24 protein-coding genes are annotated in these 26,261 nt (G+C 67.4%); 5 read left to right on the top strand and 19 right to left on the bottom strand.

Annotation, left to right across the window (positions count from 1 at the left end; all coding sequences use genetic code 11):
* Nucleotides 1-23: 23 nt before the first annotated feature.
* Nucleotides 24-761 carry an acyltransferase gene (locus DYE23_RS09725; protein WP_115327102.1) on the bottom strand — a complete coding sequence of 246 codons (738 nt, stop codon included), beginning with the start codon at nt 759-761 and terminating at the stop codon, nt 24-26.
* A 142-nt stretch (nt 762-903) separates the two neighbouring features.
* Here DYE23_RS09725 and DYE23_RS09720 point away from each other — a divergent pair, with 142 nt between their 5' ends.
* Nucleotides 904-2,193, top strand: a complete 1,290-nt coding sequence (locus DYE23_RS09720; RefSeq protein ID WP_115327101.1) for a BamB-related PQQ repeat family beta-propellar protein — start codon at nt 904-906, stop codon at nt 2,191-2,193.
* A 116-nt stretch (nt 2,194-2,309) separates the two neighbouring features.
* Nucleotides 2,310-3,860 (top strand): alanine/glycine:cation symporter family protein, encoded by a 1,551-nt coding sequence (locus DYE23_RS09715; protein WP_115328918.1) that lies wholly within the window; start codon nt 2,310-2,312, stop codon nt 3,858-3,860.
* On the opposite strand, the gene DYE23_RS09710 is transcribed toward DYE23_RS09715, so the two are convergent.
* The 9 genes from DYE23_RS09710 to DYE23_RS30825 all read right to left on the bottom strand — a co-directional run bounded on the left by DYE23_RS09710 (nt 3,850) and on the right by DYE23_RS30825 (nt 10,776).
* Nucleotides 3,850-4,584 (bottom strand): esterase, encoded by a 735-nt coding sequence (locus DYE23_RS09710; RefSeq protein ID WP_115328919.1) that lies wholly within the window; start codon nt 4,582-4,584, stop codon nt 3,850-3,852. The two genes, DYE23_RS09715 and DYE23_RS09710, sit on opposite strands and share 11 nt — an antisense overlap.
* An 82-nt stretch (nt 4,585-4,666) precedes the next feature.
* On the bottom strand, nt 4,667-5,881 hold the full coding sequence (locus DYE23_RS09705; RefSeq protein WP_235660367.1) for a THUMP-like domain-containing protein: 1,215 nt from the start codon (nt 5,879-5,881) through the stop codon (nt 4,667-4,669).
* Complete coding sequence (locus tag DYE23_RS09700; RefSeq protein WP_115327099.1) at nt 5,839-6,864, bottom strand: class I SAM-dependent methyltransferase; 1,026 nt, start codon at nt 6,862-6,864, stop codon at nt 5,839-5,841. The genes DYE23_RS09705 and DYE23_RS09700 overlap by 43 nt, the downstream gene beginning before the upstream one ends.
* A gap of 55 nt (nt 6,865-6,919) precedes the next feature.
* A complete protein-coding gene (locus tag DYE23_RS09695) occupies nt 6,920-7,612 on the bottom strand; it encodes an enoyl-CoA hydratase (protein WP_041788000.1) in 693 nt (230 codons plus the stop codon).
* On the bottom strand, nt 7,609-8,460 hold the full coding sequence (locus DYE23_RS09690) for an NUDIX hydrolase (RefSeq protein ID WP_115327098.1): 852 nt from the start codon (nt 8,458-8,460) through the stop codon (nt 7,609-7,611). The genes DYE23_RS09695 and DYE23_RS09690 overlap by 4 nt, the downstream gene beginning before the upstream one ends.
* Complete coding sequence (locus tag DYE23_RS09685; RefSeq protein WP_013472187.1) at nt 8,457-9,299, bottom strand: ABC transporter ATP-binding protein; 843 nt, start codon at nt 9,297-9,299, stop codon at nt 8,457-8,459. The genes DYE23_RS09690 and DYE23_RS09685 overlap by 4 nt, the downstream gene beginning before the upstream one ends.
* A 4-nt stretch (nt 9,300-9,303) precedes the next feature.
* On the bottom strand, nt 9,304-9,978 hold the full coding sequence (locus tag DYE23_RS09680) for a nucleoside/nucleotide kinase family protein (protein ID WP_115327097.1): 675 nt from the start codon (nt 9,976-9,978) through the stop codon (nt 9,304-9,306).
* On the bottom strand, nt 9,941-10,558 hold the full coding sequence (gene yczE, locus DYE23_RS09675; protein ID WP_443678365.1) for a membrane protein YczE: 618 nt from the start codon (nt 10,556-10,558) through the stop codon (nt 9,941-9,943). The genes DYE23_RS09680 and yczE overlap by 38 nt, the downstream gene beginning before the upstream one ends.
* Nucleotides 10,559-10,623: 65 nt before the next feature.
* Nucleotides 10,624-10,776 (bottom strand): hypothetical protein, encoded by a 153-nt coding sequence (locus DYE23_RS30825; RefSeq protein WP_085978063.1) that lies wholly within the window; start codon nt 10,774-10,776, stop codon nt 10,624-10,626.
* A 63-nt stretch (nt 10,777-10,839) separates the two neighbouring features.
* Between DYE23_RS30825 and yczR the strand changes: the two genes are divergently transcribed.
* Nucleotides 10,840-12,282, top strand: a complete 1,443-nt coding sequence (gene yczR / locus DYE23_RS09670) for a MocR-like transcription factor YczR (protein WP_115327095.1) — start codon at nt 10,840-10,842, stop codon at nt 12,280-12,282.
* Between the two features lie 64 nt (nt 12,283-12,346).
* Here yczR and serB read toward each other — a convergent pair whose 3' ends face one another.
* On the bottom strand, nt 12,347-13,579 hold the full coding sequence (gene serB / locus DYE23_RS09665) for a phosphoserine phosphatase SerB (protein WP_115327094.1): 1,233 nt from the start codon (nt 13,577-13,579) through the stop codon (nt 12,347-12,349).
* A 39-nt stretch (nt 13,580-13,618) separates the two neighbouring features.
* Entirely contained in the window at nt 13,619-15,361 is a 1,743-nt protein-coding gene (gene ctaD / locus DYE23_RS09660; RefSeq protein ID WP_011895121.1) for an aa3-type cytochrome oxidase subunit I, read from the bottom strand.
* 207 nt (nt 15,362-15,568) lie between these two features.
* Here ctaD and DYE23_RS09655 point away from each other — a divergent pair, with 207 nt between their 5' ends.
* Together DYE23_RS09655 and DYE23_RS09650 are read left to right on the top strand one after the other, a co-directional pair.
* Nucleotides 15,569-16,720, top strand: a complete 1,152-nt coding sequence (locus DYE23_RS09655) for an iron-siderophore ABC transporter substrate-binding protein (protein ID WP_172527739.1) — start codon at nt 15,569-15,571, stop codon at nt 16,718-16,720.
* Nucleotides 16,721-16,853: 133 nt separating this feature from the next.
* Nucleotides 16,854-17,900: an NAD(P)-dependent alcohol dehydrogenase gene (locus DYE23_RS09650; protein ID WP_013472193.1), complete on the top strand. Its 1,047-nt coding sequence runs from the start codon at nt 16,854-16,856 to the stop codon at nt 17,898-17,900.
* A 3-nt stretch (nt 17,901-17,903) separates the two neighbouring features.
* On the opposite strand, the gene DYE23_RS09645 is transcribed toward DYE23_RS09650, so the two are convergent.
* From DYE23_RS09645 to DYE23_RS09615, 7 genes are all read right to left on the bottom strand, one after another.
* Nucleotides 17,904-18,239: a DUF3349 domain-containing protein gene (locus DYE23_RS09645; RefSeq protein ID WP_013472194.1), complete on the bottom strand. Its 336-nt coding sequence runs from the start codon at nt 18,237-18,239 to the stop codon at nt 17,904-17,906.
* A 456-nt stretch (nt 18,240-18,695) separates the two neighbouring features.
* Entirely contained in the window at nt 18,696-20,123 is a 1,428-nt protein-coding gene (locus DYE23_RS09640; RefSeq protein ID WP_115327092.1) for an MCE family protein, read from the bottom strand.
* Nucleotides 20,123-21,226 carry a virulence factor Mce family protein gene (locus DYE23_RS09635; protein ID WP_115328916.1) on the bottom strand — a complete coding sequence of 368 codons (1,104 nt, stop codon included), beginning with the start codon at nt 21,224-21,226 and terminating at the stop codon, nt 20,123-20,125. The genes DYE23_RS09640 and DYE23_RS09635 overlap by 1 nt, the downstream gene beginning before the upstream one ends.
* Before the next feature lie 23 nt (nt 21,227-21,249).
* Nucleotides 21,250-22,563: an MCE family protein gene (locus DYE23_RS09630; RefSeq protein ID WP_115327091.1), complete on the bottom strand. Its 1,314-nt coding sequence runs from the start codon at nt 22,561-22,563 to the stop codon at nt 21,250-21,252.
* Nucleotides 22,560-23,870 carry a virulence factor Mce family protein gene (locus DYE23_RS09625; protein ID WP_115328917.1) on the bottom strand — a complete coding sequence of 437 codons (1,311 nt, stop codon included), beginning with the start codon at nt 23,868-23,870 and terminating at the stop codon, nt 22,560-22,562. The genes DYE23_RS09630 and DYE23_RS09625 overlap by 4 nt, the downstream gene beginning before the upstream one ends.
* On the bottom strand, nt 23,867-24,895 hold the full coding sequence (locus DYE23_RS09620) for an MCE family protein (protein ID WP_115327090.1): 1,029 nt from the start codon (nt 24,893-24,895) through the stop codon (nt 23,867-23,869). Before DYE23_RS09620 ends, DYE23_RS09625 begins: the two co-directional genes overlap by 4 nt.
* Complete coding sequence (locus tag DYE23_RS09615; RefSeq protein ID WP_115327089.1) at nt 24,892-26,259, bottom strand: MCE family protein; 1,368 nt, start codon at nt 26,257-26,259, stop codon at nt 24,892-24,894. The genes DYE23_RS09620 and DYE23_RS09615 overlap by 4 nt, the downstream gene beginning before the upstream one ends.
* Nucleotides 26,260-26,261 lie beyond the last annotated feature (2 nt).

The raw sequence follows: 26,261 nt of genomic DNA, 5'->3' as shown, positions 1-26,261 counted from the left end.
GCGGCTGCCCGCCGACTGTCGAGCTAGCGCGCGGCCTTCTTCCGTTCGATGTCCGCGAGCGCCGCCGCCAATTCCGCCCGCTCCGCCGCCGACGTCTCCCACGACAGCTTGCGGTTCTTGACCACCTTCGCCGGTGCGCCCACGGCGATCGAGTAGTCGGGGATCTCACCTCGCACCACGGCGTGCGATCCCAGAACGCAGCCCCGGCCGATCGAGGTGTTGCGCAGCACGCTGACCTTCACACCCACCCACGTGTCGGGACCGATGCGCACCGGCCCCTTCACGATCCCCTGGTCCTTGATCGGTAACTCGATGCTGTCCATCCGGTGATCGAAGTCGCAGATGTAGCACCAGTCGGCCATCAGCACCGAGTCGCCGAGTTCGATGTCGAGGTAGGTGTTGATGACGTTGTCGCGTCCGAGAACCACCTTGTCGCCGATGCGCAGCGAACCCTCATGGCAGCGAATGGTGTTCTTGTCGCCGATGTGTACCCATCGACCGATCTCCATCTGGGACAGCTCAGGGGTGGCCTGGATCTCGACATCCTTGCCGAGGAAGACCATGCCGCGGGTGATGATGTGCGGATTCGCAAGCTTGAACTTCAACAGCCGGAAGTACCGAACCAGGTACCAGGGGGTGAAGGCCCGGTTCTTGAGCACCCATTTCAACGACGCCAGGGTCAGGAACCGGGCTTGACGCGGATCCCGCAGCCGCGAGCCTCGCCAACGTTTGTGCAGCGGCGCACCCCACATCGTTGTCATGGCCGAAAAGCCTACGCGCCCATCCCGGACGCCTCCCGGGTCGGCAGGCTCGCCCGGCCCTCGGGCGGGAGGTCCACGGCCGTGCACCCGGCGCCGGTTACCCTCACGTGGGCTGACGTACAACACGACCAGAAGGGATTCCGTGCTCCGGCGAATCATCGTGGTGGCCTGGACGACGCTGGTCGCTGGCGTGCTCGCCGGCTGCGGCACCACCGACTCCTGGGTCGACTCCCGCGCCGCGACCGGCTGGTCGGCGCAGTACGCGGACGCGGCGAACTCCAGTTCGACCCCGACCCGGGGAGCCGACACGCTGCAACTGGAATGGGGACGCTCGGTCAAGGGCAGCCTCGCCGCGCAGGCGGCGCTGGGGTCGGGTAATTATCTTGCCGTCAACGCCCAGACCGAGGGCGGCTGCTCGCTGATGGTCTGGGAGGTCGACAACCGTGCCCGGCAGCGGTGGTGTACCCGCCTGGTGCAGGGCGGCGGCATCGCCAGCCCGTTGTTCGACGGATTCGACAACCTCTACATCGGGCAGCCGGGGCTGCTGCAGTCCTTCCCCACCACCCAGTGGGTCCGCTGGCGCAAACCGGTGATCGGGCTCCCGCTGACCGCACGGCTGGTGGCGCCGGGGCGCGTGCTGGCGGTCACCCACCTCGGCCAGGTGCTGGTCTTCGACGCCCATCGCGGCACCGTCACCGGCAATTCGCTGGACCTCGTCGCCGGCCTGGATCCCCGCGACTCCGAACGTGGTCTGGCCGACTGCAGGCAGGCCCGCCCGGAGTGTCCGATCGCCGCCGCACCCGCCTACTCGGAGTCCAACGGCATGGTGGTGCTGACGCTCTGGGAGCCCGGCGCCGACAAGCCGGTGCTCGTCGGCCTGCGCTACCAGCAGGGACAGACGCCGCAACTGACCCGCGAATGGACCAGCGACGCGGTCGGAGGCGGCCCACTGGCCAGTCCGGTGCTGTCGCACGACGGAGCGACGGTGTACGTCAACGGCCGCGATGAGCGGCTGTGGGCGATCAACACCGCCAACGGATCCGCGAAGTGGTCGGTTCCCCTGAGTTACCTCGCGCAGACCCCGCCGTCGGTGACACCCGATGGGCTGGTGATCGCCGGGGGCGGGCCCGGTTCCCGCCTCGTCGCGATCCGCGACACCGCCGACGACGGCGAGGAGCTCTGGACCCGTGACGACGTGGCACCGCTGACGACCAGCAGCCTTGCCGGCCTCGGCTATGCGGTCGTCCGCGACGGAGACGGCGATTCAGCGGGTCTGGCCTTGACGATCTTCACGCTCGGTGACGGCTCCACCGTCAACACCTACCCGCTGCCGAACGCGAGCGGGTGGCCGGTCGGCGTGTCGATCGGCCACGACGGCCGCGTGGTGACCGCCACCAGCGACGGCCAGGTCTACGGGTTCGCACCCGCCTGACCGCTGCCCGGTCATCCTCTAACAGGCATTTCACAGCAAGGCAACCTGCGACGGCCCCAACCCTGCCAGCATGCAGGGAAGGACCGATCTGACGGGCGACGAAGGGGATGCCGGAGATGTCGGAGTTCTTGAGCACACTCAACGGCCTCGTATGGCATGAGACGCTCGTCTACCTGTGTCTGGCCGCCGGTGTCTATTTCTCCGCCAGATCGCGCTTCGTCCAGGTGCGGCAGATCCCGGAGATGGTCCGCCTGATGATCAGAGGAGAGAAGTCGCCGTCCGGGGTGTCGAGCTTCCAGGCCCTGACCATGTCGCTGGCCGGTCGTGTCGGGACCGGCAACATCGCAGGCGTGGCAACCGCGATCGCGTTCGGTGGTCCCGGTGCGCTGTTCTGGATGTGGATGGTCGCGTTCCTCGGCGCATCGACGTCGTTCGTCGAGTGCACCCTCGGCCAGATCTACAAGGACCGCGACAAGCTCACCGGCGAGTACCGCGGCGGACCGGCGTACTACCTGAGCACCGCGCTCTCCCACACCGCGGCCGCCGGCGCCATGAAGGTCTACGGCTACGTGTTCGCCGCGGTCACGCTGCTGGCGATGGGTCTGCTCCTGCCCAGCGTGCAGTCCAACTCGATGGCGTCGGCGATGAACTCCGCCTGGGGCTTCTCGAAGTGGTGGGTCGCCGTCGGCACGGTGATCGTGCTGGCGTTCGTCATCATCGGCGGGGTCAAGCGCATCGCCACGTTCGCATCCGTCGTGGTGCCGTTCATGGCGGTCGTGTACATCGTGTTGGCCCTGATCATCGTGTTGACGAACGCAAGCGAGATCCCGGCGATCATCTCGCTGATCTTCTCCAGCGCATTCGGTTTGGACTCTGCCTTCGGCGCGATCATCGGCGCCGCGGTGATGTGGGGCGTCAAGCGCGGTATCTATTCCAACGAGGCCGGCCAGGGCACCGGTCCGCACGCAGCCGCCGCGGCCGAGGTGTCGCACCCGGCCAAACAGGGCCTGGTGCAGGCGTTCGCCGTCTACATCGACACGTTGTTCATCTGCTCGGCCACCGGCTTCCTGATCCTGTCGACCGGCGCCTACCGGGTGTTCGAGGGTGAAAGCGCCGATGGCGCCGTGCTCAGCGAGGGCGGGAACTTCCTGCCTGCCGACGCCGAGGTCGGACCCGCCTTCGCCCAGGCCGGTTTCGACACCCTCTGGAGCGGTGCGGGCTCCAGCTTCATCGCGATCTCACTCGCGTTCTTCTGCATCACGACGATCATCGCGTACTACTACATGGCCGAGACGAACCTTCGCTTCCTGCTGGGCCGGAGTGCCATCAGGCAGATGCCTCTCGTCGGCGGCACCGTCGGAACCAACATCACGATGTTGCTGCAGGCCCTGATCCTGGTGTCGGTCACACTCGGCGCTGTCTCCACGGCATCGGAGGCGTGGACGCTGGGCGACATCGGGGTCGGTCTGATGGCCTGGCTCAACATCATCGGCATCATCATTCTCCAGCAACCTGCCTACACAGCGCTGCGGGACTACGAACGGCAGAAGAAGGCCGGACTGGATCCGACCTTCGATCCGATCGCCCTCGGCATCCGGAACGCGACCTTCTGGGAGAACTACGACCCGGTCACGGGCAGGGACAAGCTGCCGACGACTACGGCGTGACCTCGGTCGGCTCCAACGCCAGCATCGACGCGATCGCCGATCGCGGGATCGTCGCCTGCAACGCGCCTCCCGCGCCCGCCATGATCTCGCCCTGACCGAAGTAGAAGATCACCGCATCGTCGGTGATGGCGAACTCGGTGTACTTGGCCGGATCGAGACCGTCTGCCGTCGTGATCGGCGCCTCGATGCCGAGCTGACGCGAGATGTCGGACCGCACGATCGGGAAGATCACGGCGAGCGGCTCGGACCCGGGCTTGAACAGGGTGTCGAACGTGATCGGCGCCTTCTTCGCGACATCCCAGTTGAACGACTTGAACCAGGTCTGCGGGTGGGCCCCGCCGACGTTCTCGTACATCTCGAACACCACGCTGCGGGTGCCGCCGTCGTCCGGTCCGGTGCGGTATCCGGTGCCGCGGCCGTCCAGCACGTACGGCAGATTCCAGGAACCCGGCATCCCTGCGACGTTGACGAAGCCGTCGCGGGTCTGGGTCAGGTACGCCGTGAGCGCCTGCTGGTCCGGGTAGTCGGCGGGGAAGCTGTAATCCAGCCGATAGGTGGGGTTTTCGACCTGAACCCGGCACATTTCGTCGGCATCGACGGTGCCGCCCAGGGCGACGCAGGCCGACGGGGTGGCCGGGGGCGCCGGCTGTGCGAGAGCGGCCGGGCCGGCCGCCAAGCTTGCCGAGACGGCTGCAACCGTCAGCGCAGCAGCGAGAAAGCGCATCGTCGAGGTCCTCATTATCCGGGGGTGCATCAGTGATTTCGGCAGTCGAGCCGATACCGTTACGCCCAGCGTACGGGAGCGATCAACGTGACGGCCGGCAGAGGAATGCCGTTGCCCGGCTTGCGGCTCCGGAACCGATCCGGGTCACCACGACCGAGATCTGCGCGGCGCCCCGGGGGCGCAGCCGCGCGCGCAAGGCATCCGGGTCGACGTCGAGGCCCCGGACGAGGATCTCGAGTGCACCCGCGTCGAGGGCCGAAAGGGCCTGCCGCAGGTGACGTTCACTGAAGGCCACCTGATCCAGCACCTCGAAGCCCCGCACCCCGTCGGGCAGCCGGTCACCGGACAGATAGGCGATGTCGGGGTCGAGTTGCCACAGCCCGTGCCTCGCGGCGTAGTGCCGCACCAGCCCTGCCCGCACCACCGCGCCGTCGGGATCGACGATCCAGCGGCCCGCGGGGGCGACCGGGCACTCCCCCGGGTCCGTGTCGGTGACCTGTTCGCCGGTGTCAAGCATGGTCGCCCGGCGTCGCACCCCGTCGGCAGCGAATCCCGACGACCACAGGCACGCCTCGCGCACACTGCCGCCCAGCGAGACCAGTTCGATCTCACCGTGGAAGCCCAGTTCCCCCACCACCGCGAAATCGATTCCCGGAGCGCACTTCACGACGTAGTCACGCTCGCGCAGCACATCGAGCAGCGTGTCCAGCGGTGGCAGGTACGCGCGCGGATCGAACCGGCGACGCGACCCGCTCCGGCGGGCCGGATCGACGAGGACGACGGCCCCCTCGGATACGGGCCGCAATGCGTCTGCCCGGCACAACGCCACACCGGGACCTCTGAGCCCGAGGTTGTGGCTCGCCATCGCCACGCGCACCGGATCGATGTCGCTGCCGAGCACCAACGCCGCCGAATTCCGTAGTGCCGCAAGCTCGGTACCCACAGAGCAGGTCGCGTCGTGCACGATTGCTCCGGCAAGCCTGCGAGCCCGGTGCGCGGCCACCGGCGCAGCCGTGGCCTGCTGCAGGGCATCGTCGGTGAACAGCCATTCGCCGGCATCGACGAATTTGACCGCGGCCTTGCGACGCAGCTTCACGGTCTCGACGAGAACCGCGGTCCGGTCTCCGAATCGCCTTCTCGCCGAAGCGATGTCCGAGATCAGCGAAGACTCGGTCAGGTCGTATCGGGCGACCTCGGACAACGCCAGCGATCCCGCATCGCTGCGGAGGTAGCCGACATCGTCGAGGCCGAAATCTACGACGGCTTGACCCCCGTGACCATCACGTTGTAGAACCAACCCTTCGGCACGATCCGACGCCAGACGTTGGCATCGACCCACGACAGGGTCGTCCAGCTGCCGAAGGCGAACTTCGCCCAGCCCCAACCCAATCGGCCCGGAGGCACCGCGGCTTCGAAGGTCCGGATCGGCCATCCCAGCATGGCCGCGGTGAACTCCTCGCTGGCGGTGTGCACCTCGACGGCTCCGGCGTTGGCCGCCATCCGCTCAAGATCCGCGGGATCGAAGGTGTGCAGATCCACCACCGCTTCCAGGGCCGCGGCGCGTGAGGACTCGTCGAGTTCGGCCTGCGGGCGGCGCCAGTCCGACAGCATCGGCAACTTCGTGACGTTCGTCGCGGCATGCCAGGTCAGCGTCGACAGCTCGCGGGCGTAGCGGTTCCCGACCGTCGTCGGCTCGCCGGCGAACACGAAGCGTCCGCCCGGCTTGAGCACGCGCACAACCTCGCGCAGCGACAGCTCCACGTCGGGGATGTGGTGCAGGACGGCGTGCCCGACCACCAGGTCGAACGTGTTGTCCTCGTACGGGATGCCCTCAGCGTCGGCCACCCTGCCGTCGACGTCCAGGCCGAGCGACTGGCCGTTACGGGTGGCGACCTTGACCATGCCCGGGGACAGATCGGTCACCGACCCACGGCGGGCCACTCCGGCCTGGATCAGGTTCAGCAGGAAGAAGCCGGTGCCGCACCCCAGCTCGAGGGCGCGGTCGTACGGCAGCTCGCGCTGCACCTCGTCGGGGACCGCGGCGTCGAAGCGGCCGCGGGCGTAGTCGACACAGCGCTGGTCGTAGGAGATCGACCACTTCTCGTCGTAGGTCTCGGCCTCCCAGTCGTGGTAGAGCACCTGGGCGAGCTTGGTGTCGTGCATCGCGGCTTCGACCTGCTCCTTGGTCGCGTGGGGCGTCGGAGCCGGGACGGCGACATCAGCGGCCGGAGCCGGAACGGCGACGTCAGGGTTGGCGCCGGATTCCTTCGTTTCCGTCATGCAGGGCAGCCTAACGTCTGGCACGGGCGGGGCGGTGCGCCCGGGCGTCCCCGTCCTAGGGTCCGGCAACGCTCCGCGGCGCTGAGAAGGCCGCTTTGGCGGCCGCCAGCACCTCGGGCGGATGTTCCCGGAATCTGCCGGCCCACGCCAACGCCGCGTCGTACACGCCGTCGGGTGTGACGAGCTCGTCGACCAGACCGAGGGTGTGGGCTTCGCGGGCGTCGACGAACCGCCCGCTGAACACCAGGTCTTTGGCTCGACTCGGGCCGACGGCCTCGGCGAGGCGTCCGGCGCCGTCGCCCGCGGGCGCCAGGCCCGCCAGGATCTCCGTCGCCCCGAACTTCGCGTTGTCACCGCTGACCCGCCAGTCGGCGGCCAGCGCCAGTGTCAGACCGGCGCCGAGCGCGTACCCGGTGATCGCGGCGACGGTCGGTTTGGGCAGCGCGGCGAGCGCTGCGACAGCCTGTGCGGCGACGGCATCCGCGGTCCCGGCCTCGTCGGTGTCGAGCGTCTTGAGTTCCGGCACGTCCGCGCCGACCGAGAACATCTCGTGGCCGCCGAACACGATCACCGCGCAGATGTCGTCACGCCCGCCGACCTCGGCCACCGCGTCGGCGATCTCCCGGTTCATCTGCCGGGTCAGCGCGTTCGTCGGCGGCCTGGACAACAGCAACGTCGCGATGCGGCGCTCCCCGTCGTCCGGCGCCACGCCTTCTCCGGAAACAGCGACGGTGACGAACTCCCTCACGCGAGTGGCGCCCCGTCGGTGTAGCCCTGCGGTGCGCGCCGGTTACGCGCCGCGTTGTACCGGTCGCCGTCGAAAAACTCGATCTCCCAGTTGCCGCCCTTGGTGGCAGCCAGCGACGGCTCGACCGCGACGATCTTGCGCTCGACGGCGAGCACCTCGGCCACGGTGCGGCCGTTCAGCGCGTCGAGCTGTGTCCAGGTCGGCGGAAGCAGGAAGCTCCGCCCTTCGGCGAAGTCGTCGAGAGCGGCCTGCGGAGTGACCCAGTCGGCCTTGTCCGTTTCGGTGTTGTCCCCGTCGGCGCGCTGGCCCTGCGGGAGCGCACCGACGAAGAAGTAGGTGTCGTAGCGCCGGGTGCGCTCCTCCTTCGGGGTGACCCAGTTCGCCCACGGGCGCAACAGGTCGGCGCGCAACATCAACTTCTCCGACCGCAGGAACTCGCCGAAGGACAGCGATTTGTTCTCCAGCGCGGCCCGCTGGTCGCGGTACACCGACGCGTCGTCGACCAGCAGGTCGGGATCGTCGGCAGCGCCGGCGAACAGGACGCCGGATTCCTCGAACGTCTCCCGCGCCGCCGCGCACACCAGCGCCTCGGCCAGTTCGGCGTCGACGCCCAGGCGTTCGGCCCACCAGTGCCGGTCCGGCCCGTGCCAGGCCACATCGGCGTTGCGGTCGCGGTCGTCGACTCCGCCGCCGGGGAACACCATCACGCCGGCGACGAAGTCCATCGCCGAATGCCGGCGCATCAGGAAGATCTTGATCCCTTCCGGAGTGTCCCGCACGAGCATCACCGTCGCCGCGGGCCGGGGCACGAGAGGATCGGGCTCGGTGGTCGTCTTCAGTTCGCTCATTGCCTTCTCCTGTGCGCTGCGCGGCTGCGGACGCGCCGCGCGAAATAGCGTCCGTCGATGACGTCCAACGCGATCGATTGCCCGAAGGCGGTGGACAGGTTCTCGGCCGTCAGCACGTCGGTGAGCAGGCCGGAGTCGACCACCGCTCCCTCGGACAGGATCAGGCAGTGGGTGAAGCCGGGCGGGATCTCCTCGACGTGGTGGGTCACCAGGACCAGCGCGGGCGCGTCGGGGTCGGCGGCCAGGTCACTCATCCGGGCGACGAGCTCCTCGCGGCCACCCAAATCGAGCCCGGCGGCGGGTTCGTCGAGCAGCAGCAGTTCGGGATCGGTCATCAGCGAGCGGGCGATCAGGACGCGTTTGCGCTCTCCCTCGGACAGGGTGCCGTACGTGCGGTCGGCAAGATGCTCGGCGCCGACGCTTTCCAGCATGTCGATGGCCTGCACGTAGTCGATGTCGTCGTACTTCTCCCGCCACCGTCCCAGCACCGCGTAGCCCGCCGACACCACGAGGTCGCGGACGGTTTCGTCGTCGGGGATGCGCTGGGAGAGCGCGGCGCTGCTCAGGCCGACGCGGGACCGCAGCTCCGACATGTCGACCCGGCCGAGCCGCTCCCCCAGCACGTACGCCGTACCCGAGGACGGGTGTTCCATCGCGGCGGCCATCCGGAGCAGCGACGTCTTGCCCGCGCCGTTCGGCCCGATCACCACCCATCTCTCGTCGAGTTCGACCGCCCAGGTCACCGGCCCGACCAGCACCCGGCCGTTGCGGCGCAGCGTGACCTCGGCGAAGTCGATGAGTAGGTCAGGATCTGCTGCTTCTACTTCCTCGACAGGCACCCGCTCATCGTAGACAGGCTCCGATGGACCAGCCCCGCGTGCCGTTGACGACGATGCGGTCGGCCGCCGCCGCCGTCGAGGTGACGAGTGCGGCATTGGCCTCGTCGACCGTGCCGACCCAGGCCCTCGCGGCGGCGGCTGTCTTGCCGAACTCGACGTGGCGGGCGATCAGCCGTTCGACGCGAAGGCTGTCATCGGCGCTCACGAACCACGTCTGGTCGAGCGTGCGACGCACCCGGCGCCACGCCGGCTGGTCCAGCAGCAGGTAGTTGCCCTCGGTGAGGACGAGTCGCGCCGAGGCCGGCACCACCAGCGCCGCTGCCAATGGCTGCTCAAGGTCTCGGTCGAACCCGGGGACGTACACGTCGGAGTCGACATCGGTTCGGATGCGGTTCAGCGCGTGGGCATAGCCCGCGGCATCGAATGTCTCCGGCGCCCCTTTTCGGTCGAGCAGTCCGAGGCGGCGGAGCTGCGCATCGGCGAGGTGGAATCCGTCCATCGGAACGTGCGCGACCCACCCGGGCCCCCGCATCTGTCGGATGCGGGCCGCCAGCAGCTCGACCAGTGTCGACTTGCCCGCACCCGGGCTGCCGGCGATCCCGAGGACGGCACGGTGCGGCCCGTCGCCCAGCGCGACCGCCTCAGCCGCCAGCGACTCCGATCCCGGCGGGTTGTCCATTCCGGTCATCTTCGACGTCGCGCTGCGACGAATCCACCCCGGCCCATCCGCTGACCGCCAGCACCCGGTCCGGAGTCCACTGCACGAACAGCTGCACGAGGGGTCCGATCCCGAACGCATACAGCACGGTGCCCACGCCGACCGTGCCACCGAGCAACCAGCCCACGGTCAGTACCGACACCTCAATTACGCTGCGCACCAAGCGAACTGATCTGCCGGTGCGCACCACCAACCCCGTCATCAGGCCGTCGCGGGGCCCGGGCCCCAGCCCGGCGCCGATGTAGAGCACCGTGCTCACGGCGTTGAGCACCACGGCAGCCACCATCATGGCGACACGGACCGGCAGCGACGTCGGCGCCGGCATCAGCCACAGAGCGACGTCGACCGCGACGGCGATGACGATCACGTTGGCGACGGTGCCGATGCCCGGCCGGTTGCGCAGCGGGATCCAGGCCACCAGCACCGCGAAGCCGACGAGCGCGGAGGCGGTGCCGATGGTCATGCCGGTCCGCAGAGCCAGCCCCTGGTGGAAGACATCCCAGGGGTCGAGGCCGAGCCCGGCACGGACCATCATCGCCATCGACAGGCCGTATCCGCACAAACCGATCAGCAGAGCTGCGCCGCGGATCGCGCCGCGACGCAGTCTCACGCGTGGTCCGGAAAGTGCATCCGGATGGCGTCCAGTTCGCTGCGCACACGGCGGGCGTCGGCGTCGCGCTCGTCGAGCATGCCGCCCAAGGACGGTGAGTAGTACAGATCGGCCAGCCGCTGGCCCAAGCGAGATATCCAGTGGGTCATGTTGGCTATCTTCTGGGCGAAGTGGCTTGCCTTTCAATAGCCAGTCTGGCGATACTGGCTTCAATGACTGAAGCACTGGCTACCAGATCGCTCGATGTGGACCTCTTGGCCCGCGAGCTCGGCAACTGGCGAACCTCCAGTCGTAGCGGGCCTGCCTATCACGGTCTGGCTGACGCGATCCGTCTGTTGATCGTCGACGGCCGATTACCGGTGGGCGCCCGCATTCCCAGCGAGCGCGCGCTCTCCGAGGCTCTGCGGGTGTCCCGCACCACGGTCACCGCCGCCTACACCCAGTTGCGCGAGGACGGGTACCTCAACGCCCGCAGAGGCGCCCGCAGCACCACCGCGCTCCCGTTGACGCCAGCGCCGGCGCTGCGGCCCGTGACCGCCTCGGCCAATCTCGCCGCCGCCACCCTCGCCGCGCCGGCCTCGGTGACCGCTCGTGCCTTCACCGAAGCCGCCGACATGGTCGCGCCGTATCTGCAGGAGATCGGGATCGAACTCACCGGGGTGCCCCCGCTCAGGGCGGCGATCGCCGAAAGATACTGTGCGCGCGGACTTCCCACGGATGTCGATGAGATCATGGTGACCACGGGCGCATTGCACGCGATCAGCCTGATCCTGGCGACCTACACCCAGCCCGACGACAGGGTCCTCGTCGAACAGCCGACCTATCACGGCGCGCTGGCCGCGATGGCCTCCCGGGGTCTGCGACCCGTGCCCGTCGCGATGGCGCCCGACGGCTGGGAACTCGACGCCGTCGAGACGGCCATCCGCCAACTGGCCCCCGAACTGGCCTACCTGATCCCGGACAATCAGAACCCCACCGGCATGACGATGCCGGTCGGCGACCGCGCCCGGCTGGCCCGGATCATCAGCGAGACGAAGACCCGGACCATCATCGACGAGACCATCACCGACATGTGGCTCGACGAACAGGTGCCACCACCGCTGGCCACCGAGGTGACATCGCGTCCGGATCTGGTGATGACCGTCGGGTCGATGTCGAAGTCCTTCTGGGGCGGCCTGCGGATCGGCTGGATCCGGGCCGAGCGGAGCACGCTCGCGACCATCGCGACGCTGCGGCCCGCGATCGACATGGGTACACCCATCGTCGAACAGCTCGCTGCCGCAAGGCTGTTGGCCGCCGATGAGGAAGTGCTTCCGGAGCGCCGGGACATTCTTCGGTCTCGTCGGGCGCTGCTTCTCAGGCTGCTCGCCGAGCACCTTCCTGAATGGCAGCCGGTCCCCGGCAAGGGCGGAATGTCGGTCTGGGTGCGGCTGCCCGCGCCCATGAGCTCGGCACTGTCGGCCGCCGCGTCGCGGATGGGGCTGGAGATCCCCCCGGGCCCGCGGTTCGGGGTGGACGGCACGCTGGAGCGGTTCATCCGGGTGCCGTACACGCTGCCCGACGCTCAACTCGTCGAGGCGATCGAGCTGCTCGCCCGCGCTTGGCGCAGCGTCACCGGGCTCACGGCACCGGAGCCGGCCACGGTCGTGGTCTGACTTCCCCGGCGATTTCGGTGTATTACGTCAATGTCAGCATGACGAACTACACCCGAATCGCGGGTCAGTCCGGTATGTCGACGCGACGGACCACGCCGTCGAGGGCATCGGCCGCCTCGATCTCACCGCGCGTGATGCCGAGGATGAACAGCACGGTGTCGAGGTAGGGGTGGTTCAGGGACGCGTCGGCGACTTCCCGGAGTGCCGGCTTGGCGTTGAACGCCACCCCGAGCCCCGCCGCCGAGAGCATGTCGATGTCGTTGGCGCCGTCGCCGACCGCCACGGTCTGCTGCATCGGCACCCCGACCTGGGCGGCGAAATCGCGCAGCGCCTTGGCTTTCGCGGCGCGGTCGATGACGGGTCCGATCACCCTTCCGGTGAGTTTGCCGTCGACGATCTCGAGGTGGTTGGCGGCCACGTAGTCCAGCATGAGGTCATCGGCGAGGGGCTGGATCACCTGGCGGAATCCACCCGAGACGACGCCGCAGTGGTAGCCGAGCCGTCGCAAGGTCCGGATCGTGGTGCGCGCACCGGGTGTCAGCTCCAACGTGGCGGCGACTTCGTCGACGACACCGGCGGGCAGGCCCGCGAGGGTCGCGACCCTGCGGTGCAGCGATTCGGCGAAGTCGAGTTCCCCGCGCATCGCAGCCTCGGTGACCTCGGCGACGGCGGCCTCGGCGCCCGCGTGCGCGGCGAGCATCTCGATGACCTCGCCCTGGATCAGGGTGGAGTCGACGTCGAACACGATGAGGCGCTTGGCCCGGCGCGCGAGGCTGTAGTCCTCGACCGCGATGTCGACGGCCTCCTCGGCGCTCAGGCGCGCCAGGACCCGCTGCAGGTCGCCGTACACGCCGTTCGGCACCGACACACGCAGTTCCAGACCCGTCACGGGATAGTCCGAGACGCCACGGATGAAGTCGATGTTCACGCCGAGTTCGGCGACTTCCCTGGCCACCACACCGAAAGCTTCGGCGGTGATGGGACGCCCGAGGACCACGATGGTGTGCGTCGAGGGCACCTGCATCACCGGCAGCCCGTTGCTGCCCTCGATGGTCACCTCGAGACCCACGCCGTGGATGGCGGCCTCGACGTCCTCCCGGAACTGCGCGCCGGCCGCGACGTCGGGTGCCGCGGCCACGAGAACCCCGAGCGTCAGCCGATTCCGGATGACGACCTGTTCGACGTTGAGAAGAGTGACGCCGTACCGGGGCAACACCTCGAACAGTGCTGAGGTGACGCCGGGCTGGTCGCGACCGGTGACGGTGATCAGGACCGAGGAGCCGGAAAGATCAACCACGGCGAGCGCTCACCCCCGAGTGTCGCGTGCGTCCACCGGTCAGGTGCGGACGTTCTCTTCGTTGCGCGTCACATCGCCGTCCTCGGGGCCGTGGGCCCGTCCGACGTGGGCTTCACGCCGCATCCGATCGATCATGTGCGGGTAGTGCAGCTCGAAGGCCGGACGCTCCGAACGGATCCGGGGCAGCTCGGTGAAGTTGTGCCGCGGCGGCGGGCAGCTGGTGGCCCACTCCAAGGAGTTGCCGTAGCCCCACGGATCGTCGACCGTGACGACCTCGCCGTAGCGCCAGCTCTTGAACACGTTCCACAGGAACGGCAGCGTGGACAGACCCAGGATGAACGCGCCGATCGTCGAGACGATGTTGAGCGTGGTGAATCCGTCGCTGGGCAGGTAGTCGGCGTAGCGGCGCGGCATGCCCTCGTCACCGAGCCAGTGCTGCACCAGGAACGTCGTGTGGAAGCCGATGAACGTCAGCCAGAAGTGCAGCTTGCCCAGGCGCTCGTCGAGCAGGCGTCCGGTCATCTTCGGGAACCAGAAGTAGATGCCCGCGTACGTGGCGAACACGATGGTGCCGAAGAGCACGTAGTGGAAGTGCGCGATGACGAAGTAGCTGTCGGTGACGTGGAAGTCCAGGGGCGGGCTGGCCAGCAGCACGCCGGACAGGCCACCCAGGAGGAACGTCAGGATGAAGCCGACGGAGAACAGCATCGGTGTTTCGAACGTCAACTGCCCCTTCCACATCGTGCCGATCCAGTTGAAGAACTTGATGCCGGTCGGGACCGCGATCAGGAACGTCATGAAGGAGAAGAAGGGCAGCAGCACCGCACCGGTGGCGTACATGTGGTGCGCCCACACGGCCACCGACAGCGCGGCGATACCGAGGGTCGCGTAGATCAGCGTGGTGTAGCCGAAGATCGGCTTGCGGCTGAACACCGGGAAGATCTCCGAGACGATGCCGAAGAACGGCAGCGCGATGATGTACACCTCGGGGTGGCCGAAGAACCAGAACAGGTGCTGCCACAGCAACACACCGCCGTTGGCCGGGTCGTAGACGTGTGCGCCGAGGTGCCGATCGGCGGCCAGGCCGAACAGCGCGGCGGTCAGGATCGGGAACGCCAGCAGCACCAGGATCGACGTCACCAGGATGTTCCAGGTGAAGATCGGCATCCGGAACATCGTCATGCCGGGTGCACGCATGCAGACCACGGTCGTGATCATGTTGACGCCACCGAGGATGGTGCCGAGGCCACCGACGGCCAGGCCCATGATCCACAGGTCGGCGCCTGCGCCGGGCGAGTGGATCGCGTCGGTCAGCGGCGAGTACGCGGTCCAGCCGAAGTCGGCGGCACCACCGGGGGTGATGAAGCCGGCGGTGGCGATCAGCGCGCCGAACAGGAACAGCCAGAACGAGAACGCGTTCAGGCGCGGGAACGCGACGTCAGGGGCGCCGATCTGCAGCGGCAGCACCAGGTTCGCGAACCCGAACACGATCGGGGTGGCGTAGAACAGCAGCATCACGGTGCCGTGCATGGTGAACAGCTGGTTGAACTGTTCGTTGGACAGGAACTGCAAGCCCGGCAGGGCGAGTTCGGTCCGCATGAACAGCGCCATCAGCCCGCCGATGAGGAAGAAGGCGAAGCACGCGACGCAGTACATGATGCCGATCAACTTGTGATCGGTCGTGGTGATCAGTTTGTAGATCAGGTTGCCTTTGGGGCCGATCCGCTCGGGAAACGGTCGCCTGGCCTCAAGTTCTCCGATTGGGGGCGCTTCGGCTACCAACTGGTCCTCCAACCTTCCATGTCGCTGACCGGTTACCCGGATCGAGCTGCCGGCAGACCGGCGGCTCGCTTATGAATCCTAACCCCCCTACGCGTCCGGGATCGGGGAGGTCCTACAAACGGTCGTATTTCCCCGCCCATCATGGCCGGTCACGCCGCGCGACGCACCCTGACCTGCCGCGACGCCGGTGAATGTTACGGTCTGCGCGTGCTGTTCACGGGAGCGCAGGCCGGCCGCCGGGTGGCCCGGTCGACCGGGCTGGCCGCGGTGGGCACCGCCGTGGTCGTGTTCGCGGCCGCCGGGTGCGGTGCCTCCGGTGGCGACGGCGCACCGGAAGGTGCGAGGAGCCCGGTCGAGACCACCGTCACCCGCATCGCCGGTGCCGGAGTGCTGGGCAACGACCGCCGACCCGATGAGTCGTGTGCACCCGAACCTGCGCGCCTCGACGACGGTCCCCCGGACCGCGAGGTGCGCAACGCGGATGCCCACGGCGTGACGCCGCCGATTCCGGAGGTGACGACGGTGCGCGCGGACCCGCAGCGCATCGTGGTCCTGTCCGGCGACCAGCTCGACGCGCTCTGCGCCTTGGGTCTTCAATCGCGCATCGTCGCCGCGGCACTGCCCGACGGCTCCGACGTCCAACCCTCCTACCTCGGTCAGCTCATCCACGATCTGCCCGGTGCCGGTACCCGGTCCGACCCCGATCTGGAGGCGATACGCGGTGCGGAACCCGATCTGATCCTCGGCTCGGTGGCGCTGACCCCCGAAGAGCATCCGGAACTGTCGGAGATCGCGCCGACGGTGTTCGAAGGCCCGGCGGGTGCCGCGTGGAAGGACAATCTGCGCACGGTCGGCGCCGCGACCGGACGGGCAGCGGCCGCCGACGCGCTCATCGAGGACTTCGACCGGGCGGCCGACCGGACGGGCACCGACAACGACGCGACACACTTCCAGGCGTCGGTCGTGCAGTTCACCGAAACGACGATGAGGGTGTTCGGCGTCGACAGTTTCGCCGGCAGTGTGCTCGCCGACGTCGGCGTGGATCGTCCCGCCACCCAGCGGTTCACCGACAAGCCCTATATCGAGGTCGGCATCACGGACGAGGATCTGGGTGACTCCCCGGATCTCTCGCTCGCCGACGGGGACCTCATCTATGTGTCCTTCGCCACGGCGCAGGCCCGCGACCGCGCTCCGAAGGTGCTGGAGAGCGACGCCTGGAGGCGACTGTCCGCGACCCGCGACGACCGGGTGTTCGCCGTCAACAATGAGGTCTGGCAGGGAGATCAGGGCCCGAACGGCATCGTCGCCGCGCGCGGAATACTCGCCGACCTCCGGTGGGTCAACTCCCCCATCAATTGAGCGGACCGGGGATTAACCGGTTCGACTGAGCGTTGAACGGAACACGAGCCGCGATGAGGCGGCCTTGTGGTGTCCCACCGTCGCCGTGGGCGCCGAGTTGTCGATAGACCATCAAGCGAAGACGAGGTAAAAGATGAGCACTGTTTCGGCCTACGCGGCCACGTCGGCCACCGAACCACTGACCAAGACCACGATCACCCGCCGCGAGGTCGGACCGCACGACGTCGCCTTCGACATCCACTTCGCGGGCATCTGTCACTCCGACGTCCATACGGTGCGCGCCGAGTGGGGGCAGCCGGCTTATCCGGTGGTTCCCGGGCACGAGATCGCGGGCATCGTCACCGAGGTCGGTCCCGAGGTGACCAGGTACAAGGTCGGCGACCGGGTGGGCGTCGGCTGCTTTGTCGATTCCTGCCGTGAGTGCGAGGAGTGCCGTGCCGGAGAACAGCAGTACTGCACCGGCGGTGGCATGGTCGGCACCTACAACGGTGTCGGACGGGACGGGGAGCCCACGCAGGGTGGGTACAGCGGCGCGATCGTCGTCGACGAGAACTATGTGCTGCGCATCCCGGACTCCATCTCTCTGGACAAGGCCGCTCCGCTGCTGTGCGCCGGCATCACCACCTACTCGCCGCTGCATCACTGGAACGCCGGGCCCGGCAAGAAGATCGCGGTGATCGGCCTCGGAGGTCTGGGACACCTCGCGGTGAAGATCGCGGTGGCCATGGGCGCGGAGGTCACCGTCCTGAGCCAGTCGCTGAAGAAGATGGAGGACGGACTCCGCCTCGGCGCGACCGACTACCGGGCGACCAGCGATCGCGACACCTTCAAGGATCTCAAGGGGACCTTCGACCTGATCATCAACACCGTGTCGGCCAACCTCGATCTGGCCGACTACCTGAAGCTTCTCAAGCTCGACGGCACGCTCGTCGAACTCGGGATGCCCGAACATCCGATGGAGGTGCCGGCCGGCGCGCTGATCTTCGGACGGCGCAGCATCGCCGGGTCTCTGATCGGTGGCATCGCCGAGACCCAGGAGATGCTCGATTTCTGCGCCGAGCACGATGTGACGCCCGAGATCGAGGTTGTCGCCCCCGACTACATCAACGAGGCCTACGAGCGGATGCTGGCCAGCGACGTGCGGTACCGCTTCGTGATCGACACCGCATCGCTGCGCTGACCGCTAATCGGCGGTGGTCGCCCCGGGATCGACCCCGGTGAGCGGCCACCCCGCCGCGGCCAGTTTCGCCGCCACCCGGGCGATGTTCTCCGGTCCGGCGTCGTGCTGGGTGACGTCCTTGATGAACGCGGCGATTTCGTCAGCGTCGATGGCGCCGTCCTCGGTCGCCGCGGCTCCGGGCTCGGTCAGGTGGGCGATCACCTCTTTGATCTGGTCCTCGGTCAGCGGGGTCGCGCGCAGCAGCGCGAGCAGCGGGACACGGTCCGGGCCGGGCACGCCAGAGGGGTAGCCGGCGCGCAGCCAGTCCAGGATCGAGTGCAGCATCGACGTGACGGTCACCGACACAGTCTCCTCCCCGGCGAGGCACGGCGGCCAGCGGCGGGGGCAATGTTCTCCGCTGCGTCACCCGACGTTCACCGGCGTGCGCCCGTCAGCACCGTGATGCGGCGGTAGAGGATCGCCGGACCCAGCCAGGGTTGGTTCGTGGGAGGGGCACACGTTGCCACGGACGGCCCACTTGGGAGTCCCAGTCCTGGTCTTGAGAAGTAGTCGATTCTGCACCAAGGCCGGCCACAACATCGAAAGCGCCTTGAGCTGAAGACGTACCTGCCTGCTGTCAGCTCGTCATGCCGCGATATTCAGCACGGTACGTCTGAGATTGACTGCCCCAAGATCTCAGTTCTACAACAACTTTCACGTTCGGCTGCTTTCCCACTTCGTCTGCCATGTGCGAGCCGTCTCAGTATGGCCGATCCGGCCGACGACCACCGCACCAGCCGAGCCGGAGTTCGGTCCTCATTGCGGGGGCAGCAACATCGTCTGCCAGGTTTGCTCTCCTGGAGCGAGGTTGGACTGTTGATACCGCTTTCCGTCGGGACCGACGAAGCTGCCTGTGGCAGGGTCATATTCGACTACATCGGGCGCGGGAGCAGGTGGTGGCGGTGGGTCGGCGGGGCCGAGGTCGGGGATCGGCTGCCCGGACAGCGTGGCATTCGGGTCGCCCTTCCAGTTCATGCCGTCGTTGAGCGGTACGAACTGTTCGTCGCTTTCACACAGCCTGGCCGACGGGGCACGTTTGGCGGGGTTCTGTGCGCACGGGGTGTTGCGCACCCCGCGCACGTTGAACGTCGCGTCCTGCGGTGTCCGGCAGTACAGATCCCCGGGCGGGCGGTCTGGATAGTCCACCTCGGTGGGGGGTCGGCGCTGTTGGGCCGGCAGGAACCCCGTCGTACACGGCGGCGGCAGGTTGATGTTGAGGTTGAAGCTCAGGTACTGGCCTCGATAGGCCTGCTTGGTGTTCATGTTCGCGAGGATGCCCGCATGGCCCGCGGCGACGGCATGAGGCAGCAGCACCAACAGTTGTTCGATGTTGTCGGCGTAGGTCAGCGCGACCTGGCCGACACTGACCAGGTTCGCCATCAGGATCGGCAAGGTGGGCTGCAGGCGATCGAGGATCTGGCGGGCCTCGTCGGCGGCCGGGCCTCCGTTGTCGATGAAGCCCGCGACCGCCTCGTCCCGCTCCTCGAGCGAGGCCGTGGCCCCGGCGATATGTGTTGCCCACGTCTGTATCTCGTTCGCCGTACCGGTTTGGGAGTCGAGCACCGGCTGCGCCTGATCGATCAGCGCGAGAAGCGGATCCAGGTTGTCACGCGCGGCGATCGAGAGATCGGTGGACCCGCGCACAATACGGGACAGCTCGGGCCCGAGTCCGCCCACCGCGGTGTAGGACTCGTCGATCAGCGTCTTCAGGCTGTCCGCCGGGATGGCTTGAAGTCCGGTGTTTGCCGCCGAGAGCAGCGTGTTGATGTCGGGTGGCACGGTCGTATTCGCCATGGTGATGACGTCACCGTCACGCAGCGGTCGCGACGATCCGTCCCTGGGCAACAGCGCAACGTACTGCTCGCCGATGGCCGACTGGCTGTGCACCTGCGCCTGCAGATCGGAGGGAATGTCGATGCCGGACTTGAGCGACAGAACGGCCTCGACTCCGTCGTTGGTGAGACGGACCGACTGCACACGTCCCACCTCCGTGCCGCGATAGGTGACGTTGCCGGTGTTGTACAGACCACCGGCTTTGGGAAGCTCGACGGTCACGGTGTACCGTCCGACTCCGAACAGCTGGGCGGGCAGCTTCATGAAGTGGAAGATCATGACGGCAACCGCAAAAAGCGCGATCACGGTAAAGACCGCCAGCTGAATTTTGATCTTTCGGTGCAGATGCATCAGGGCCCCTGATCCCAACGGTATGGTGCCACAAGCGGATTGCCAGCCGTATACGGACTGGGGAACTGGCCGATCGTTCTGCCCCACTGCAATTCGAGTTCGGTGAGGTCACCCTCCCAGCGCGTGCCGGTGAACAGTCCGGCGTCGATGCGGCTCAGCGTGAGGTCGACGATCGCGGTCAGGTTCGCGTAGTCGCCGCGCTGCCACTTCTCGATCGTCTCGTTCGGGAACGGGAAGGTCGGGATGAGGCTCAGTGACCGGGTGAGGCTGGGCCCGGCGTTGGCCAGGCTCTCCAGCACCGGGCCGATCTGCTGCAGCTGGAGAACCAGGTTCTCCTTGGTCTGGTTGACGGTGTCGACGGTCAGTGCGCTGAACTTCGCGAACTGGTCGGCCGCGTTGATCAGGTCGTCCTTTTGTCGGTTCAACTCGGCCAGCGCATCCGGGATGGTCTGCAGTGCCCGGTCCAGGACGGGTTGGCGCGCGGCGAACTTGGCGGCCAGCTGGTTGAGACTTTCGGTGGCGGCGATGATCTCTGGTGTCTGGTCGTCGAGATCCGTGGTGAAGGTGTCCAGCTGGCCGATCAGGTTGCGCAGATCGTGTTCGCGGCCGCGGAACGCGGTGGAAAACGCCTCGGTGATGTCCTGCACGTGACCCAGTCCGCCGCCGTTGAGCACAGACGACAGCGCGGCCAGCGTCTCCTCGGTGCTTGGGTAGGACCCGGTGCGCGACAATGGAATCAGCGAACCTTGCTGCAGCCGACCCTGCGGGGCTTCGTCGGTCGGCGGGGCAAGCTCGAGGTGCAGTGACCCGAGCAGGCTCGTCTGGCCCAGCCTGGCGGTCGAGTTCGCAGGCAGGTCGACGTCGCCGTCGAGCGTCAACGTGAGTAGGGCGTGCCAGTTCTGCCGTTCGATCCTGGTAACCGTGCCCACCGACACGTCGGCGACCCGCACCCGGGAGTTCGGCTCGATGTTGTTCACGTCGGGCATCTGCACCTGGACCAGAAACGACCCCTCGCCACGGCCCTGTGTTCCGGGCATCGGCAGCGAGTTCAACCCGCGCCACTGAGAGCACCCCGTGGTCATCAGCACGGCGGCAAGCATCATGACCACTGCGGGTATGCGCCTTCTCACGATCCGCCGCCGTCCGGAATCATCAGCCCGGGCAGTCCGGCGGCAGGGTCGGTCGGGACCGCCGCAGGAGCCGCTGCTGCCTCAGCGGGCAGGGGCCCGACCGGGACGGTGGCTGGTGCTGTCCCCGGTGCCGGTGGAACGAAGTCGGGACGCAGCCACGGCTCGCTGTAGGTGATCTCGTTGGGACGGGCCTGCGCGCCGACCAAGAAGTTGAAACCCAGCGGCGGGAAGTTGAACTGGCGGTTCTTGAAGATCGGCGCCATATACTGCGCGCACAGCTTCGCCGACTGTTCGCCGTTCAGCCGGGACGCCGCCTGCACTGCGCCGCAGAGGAATTCGATCGGGTTGGAGAAATTGTTGACCGCGAGCGCGCCGGTCAGCGCCCCGTTGGCCGGCTCGTAGATGTTGTCGAAGTTGCCGATGGTCGTGGGCGCGATGTGCAGGGTCTGCTTGATGTCGTCGAGGCTGCCCACCAACGTGTTCGAGATCGACGTCAGCTTGTCGGCCGTCGTGCCGACAACGTCGCGGTTCTCCTCGGCGAAGGCTTTCACATCGATGGCGGCGGTGTTGAGCGCCTCGACGGCGATGGCGACTTTGTCTGGGTTGTCCGCGATCAGCCTGCTGACCTCGGCGAGGTTTCCGTTGAGTGCTTCCAGCGCTCCGGCGCTGTCATGCAGCGCCGTCACGACGGTGGACAGGTTCGTGAACGTCGCAAAGATGTCGTCGCTGTGATCACCGAGCGTAGACAGTGTCTGGGAAAGCTTGATGACGGTGTCGCGGATAGCTCCGCCCTGCCCGCGCATGTTGTCCGCGGCGGTGTCGACGAACCCGCCCAGCGTGCTGACTCCGCCGGGCTCGGTCGGCTCGAGAAGTTCGGTCAGCCTTTGCAGCTGGTCACGGAAGTCGTCCCACTCGACGGGGACCACGGTGCGGCCCTGGCTGATGGTGGCTCCGTCGGCCATCACCGGCCCGCCGGTATAGGCCGGGGTGAGCTGAATGGCACGTCCGGTCACCAGTTGCGGGGACAGGATGGCGGCCTTGACGTCAGCGGGTACCTGAACCGCACTGTCATAGGAGAATGTCACCTTGGCGCGTTCGGGTTGGGGCTCGATGGCCAGGACCCGTCCCACCGGAACCCCGAGCACCCGGACGTCATCGCCGGGGAACAATCCGTTGCTGTTCTCGAAGTATGCGACGACGACGTTCTGGGCAATGCGGTCGGTGATCCGCACCACCGCCACCAGTCCACCGACCAAGATCGCGGTGAGCAGTACCGCGAGCACAGATCTATTGCGCCACAGTCGGTTCATGGTTGCCCCGCGGTAACCGTAGGCGACTCGCCGGGCGCCGGGACGAAGACCGCGGACGGGTCCGGGTCGGGTGTGGAGGCGATGCCCGGCGGAGCGACCGCCGGGGGACCGGGCGGCGGCCCTCCGGGCGGCGGCGCGGGCAGCGGTTGGCGGTACGGGTAGCGGGGGTCGCCGGGTTTCCCGGTGATCGCATCGGGCAGGGTCAGCGCCGGCGCGCCGCCCTGACCTGTGCGCGGGAACGGCGACGGCAGAGCCGGAGTGCCGGGCTGGCCGACCTGCGGATCGGTGAGTTCGCTCGGCGCAAGCACATTCGGGTCCAGCCCGAGATCGGAAAAGGCAGCGTCGATGAAAGGCTGGACGAACTGGCCGGGCAACAGGTTCGCCACATAGGCCTTGAAGAACGGGCCCGAGGACACCGACTCACCCAGCGACATGGCATAGGAGTTCAGCAGTTTGATCGCCTTCTGTAGCCGGTCCTTGCGGTTGTCGACGATGGTGAGCACGCCGTTGAGCTTCTCCAGGGCGGGTTTCAGTTCATCACGGTTCTCGGCGATGAAACCCCTCAACTGCTCGGAAACTGCGGAGATGTTGAACCAAATGCTGTCGAGAGCTTCACTCTGCGTGCGCAATTGGGCCAACAGTGCATTGGTGTCGTGCACCAATCGGACCACTTGGTCGGTTCGCTTGGCGAGCACGGCGGTCACCTTGGCGGCGTTACCCAGCAGCGAGCGCATCTGGTCGTCGTGCTTGTTGATCGTGTCGGCGAATCGGGCCACGCCCTCGACGGCGGTTTTCAGATGAGGTGGGGTGTCAGCGAACGTCTGCGCCAACGTCGACAGCGAGTCCGACAGTTGGTTGGTGTTGATCCCGCTGACGGTCCGGGCGAGGTCCCCGAGGGCATCAGGCAACTGATAGGGCGAGAACGTCCGCTCCATCGGGATTGGACCGTCTAGCTGACCGGCGCCCCGGGGAGTGACGTTGAGGACCTTCGTACCCAATAGGCTCTTGGTCCTGATGGCCGCCTCGGTCTGCTCGCCCAACGTGATGTTCTCCGCGATCTTGAAGGTGACGAGAACCCGCGGACCGTCCAAGCCGATGTCGGAGACCTTGCCCACCGGATATCCGGACACTTCTACGCCCGCGCCGGTGAACAGGCCTCCGGCGTCGGCGAAATAGGCCGAGTACTCCTTGCCCTGGTTGAGGAAGGGCAGCTTCTGGTACTGCAGCGCCGCGGTGACGATGACCGCGACGATCGTGACGCCGATGGCGCCGATGGTGACCGGGTTGCGTTCGCTGAACGTTTTCATCGGGGTGTGCACCGCCCACTGTCCTGGCCCGCGACCTTGACGTAGACCGGCTGGCCTCCCTTGCCGTTGAGCTTGAGCACGATCTCGCAGAGGTAGAAGCTGAAGAAATCGCCGTACACGCCTTGCCGGCCCAACGCCTGATACTTGTCGGGCAGTGTGTTGAGCAAGTTGTCGAGGTACTCGTGGTCGGCGACGGCAATCGCTGCGGCGCGGTCGGTTTCATGCACGACCTTCTGCAGTGGCGGGCGCGCTGCCGCCAGCAGGTCGGCCAGCGACGCGGTGGCCGCGTTCGTGTGCGCGACAGCGTCGGAGATATCGGTGCGGCGTTCGGCCAACCCGTTGACCAGTTCGGACAACGACGTGACCGCGGTGTCGAAGCGGTCACTCTGATCGCCGATCGAGGAGAGCACCGTGTTGAGATTGACGACCACCTCCCCGATGAGTTGGTCCCGGTCGGCCAGCGTATTGGTCACCGCGGCGGCCTGGTCGAGGAAGGAACCGATCGTCGGGCCCTGGCCCTGCAGCGCGCCCATGAGCTGGCCGCTGAGTTCGTTGACCTGTTCGGGGTTCAGCGCGCGGAACAGCGGCCGGAATCCGCCGATGAGCGCATCGAGATCCAGCGCAGGCTCGGTACGCGTCAGCGGGATCGTGTCGCCGGGCGGCAACGTCGTGACGCCTCCGGCACCTTCCTCCAGCGCGAGGTAGCGGCCGCCGAACAGGTTGTCGTAGCGGATCGCCGCCCGTGTGCCGTCGGTGAGGACCACGGTGTCGTCGGTATCGAAGCTGACAGCGACGGTGGCATCGGACTTCACGGTGATGCTCTGCACCTTGCCGACCTCGACACCGGCAATGCGCACCAGGTCGCCGTCCTTGAGACCCGATACGTTGCCGAATTCGGCGTTGTAGGTCTTGCCCTCTCCGAACCGGAACTGGGCGAAAACACTGAGCAGGACGAACGTTCCGAGCGAGCAGACGGCCAGGAAGATGCTGAGGCGCCACGCCGCGGCGGCGAAATTGCCTCTCATGGTGCCGGCGGTCCTTCCTGGGTCTGCGGGGCCGGGGTGGCCGGCGGAATGCCAGGCCACAGCGGCGTGCCGCCCGGCCCGTACAGGGCTGCGCCATACGGCGGGGCACCGGGATAAGGAACGGGACCGATCGCAGGACCGGGCAGGCACTGCCGGATGCTGGGCTTCTCCGGAACCGCGCGGGTGACCGGGAAGTAATTGGCCCAGCAGGGGTGGCCGATTCCCGGGTTGGGTCGGAAGTCCAGCCCCCGGCCCCATCCGGTGTTCGTCACCAGTTGGCGCACCGGGAAATTCTTGGTGGCATCCGGCAGAGATCCGCATCCGGGCTGACCGCCTGGCCCGCCCTTGGCGCCGATGATCGGAAGGTTCTGCGGGTGCTGGTACGGGTCGTTGCCGCCCAGCAGCGCGATGTCGAGCTGGATCGACTTGCCGTTGGCTCCGCCCCAGATGTCCCAGCCGCCGTTCTCCAGGAACCAGGTGGCGCCCTGCAGCCAGCAGGTGTAGACGGGGTTGTACTTGTGTAGCAGCGCAGTGGTCGGCGCCAGCGTGTTGACGGCCCCGATCAAGCTGTCCTTGCTGGTGGCCAGCAGAGTGGTGCCCGATTCGGCGAACCCGGTCACGTTGAGCAGCAGAGTGTCCAGTTGGGCACTGTGCGCTACGACGGTGCTGCTGGTAGTGCTGGCCGCGTCGAGGATGTCGACGACGTCGTCGGCGACGGCGGCATAGGTGTCGTTGAATCCCTTGAAGGAGCGCCAGTCGTCGCGGATGGTGTCGCTGCGCGAGTTCAGTTCGGTCAGCACCGTGTTGAGCGCGGTGGTGGCCTCCCCCATCCGCGGCCCCTGCCCGCGAACCGCGTCGGCGACCGCGGACAGCACAGCGTTGAGCTTGGCCGGGTCGACCATGTCGAGCAGGTCGACGATGTTCTCGAAGACGGTGTTCACCTCGACGCTGGTGTTCTTCGACATCAGGACGGCTCCGGCCGCGAGGCGTTCGGCGCTGGGCTGTTCGGGGGGAACGAGATCGACGAACTTCGAGCCGAACGCGGTGGTGACCGAGATCTGCGCCTCCACGTTGGCGGGGATGTAGTCGATCTGCTCGGGGTCGATCTCCAACTGGAGTTCGACCAGACCTTTGCCAGCGGCGATCCCGCCGACCCGCCCGACCTGCACACCCCGCATCTTGACGCGGGCGCCGTCCTCCATCACCAATCCGGCGCGCTCCGCGGTGAGCGTCACCGGGACATAGGAGCTGAACGTTCCGGTGAACGCGAAACCTGTTGTGGCCAGGAAAACGCCGAGCATCGAGACGAGGATGAGCGCCCACCAGGCGCTGTGCAGGCGGTGCTGACCCGCTCTCGTGCTCACAG

This window comes from Mycolicibacterium gilvum, assembly GCF_900454025.1.
GTDB classification, from domain to species: domain Bacteria; phylum Actinomycetota; class Actinomycetes; order Mycobacteriales; family Mycobacteriaceae; genus Mycobacterium; species Mycobacterium gilvum.
This window is presented reverse-complemented; position numbering and strand designations above follow the sequence as displayed.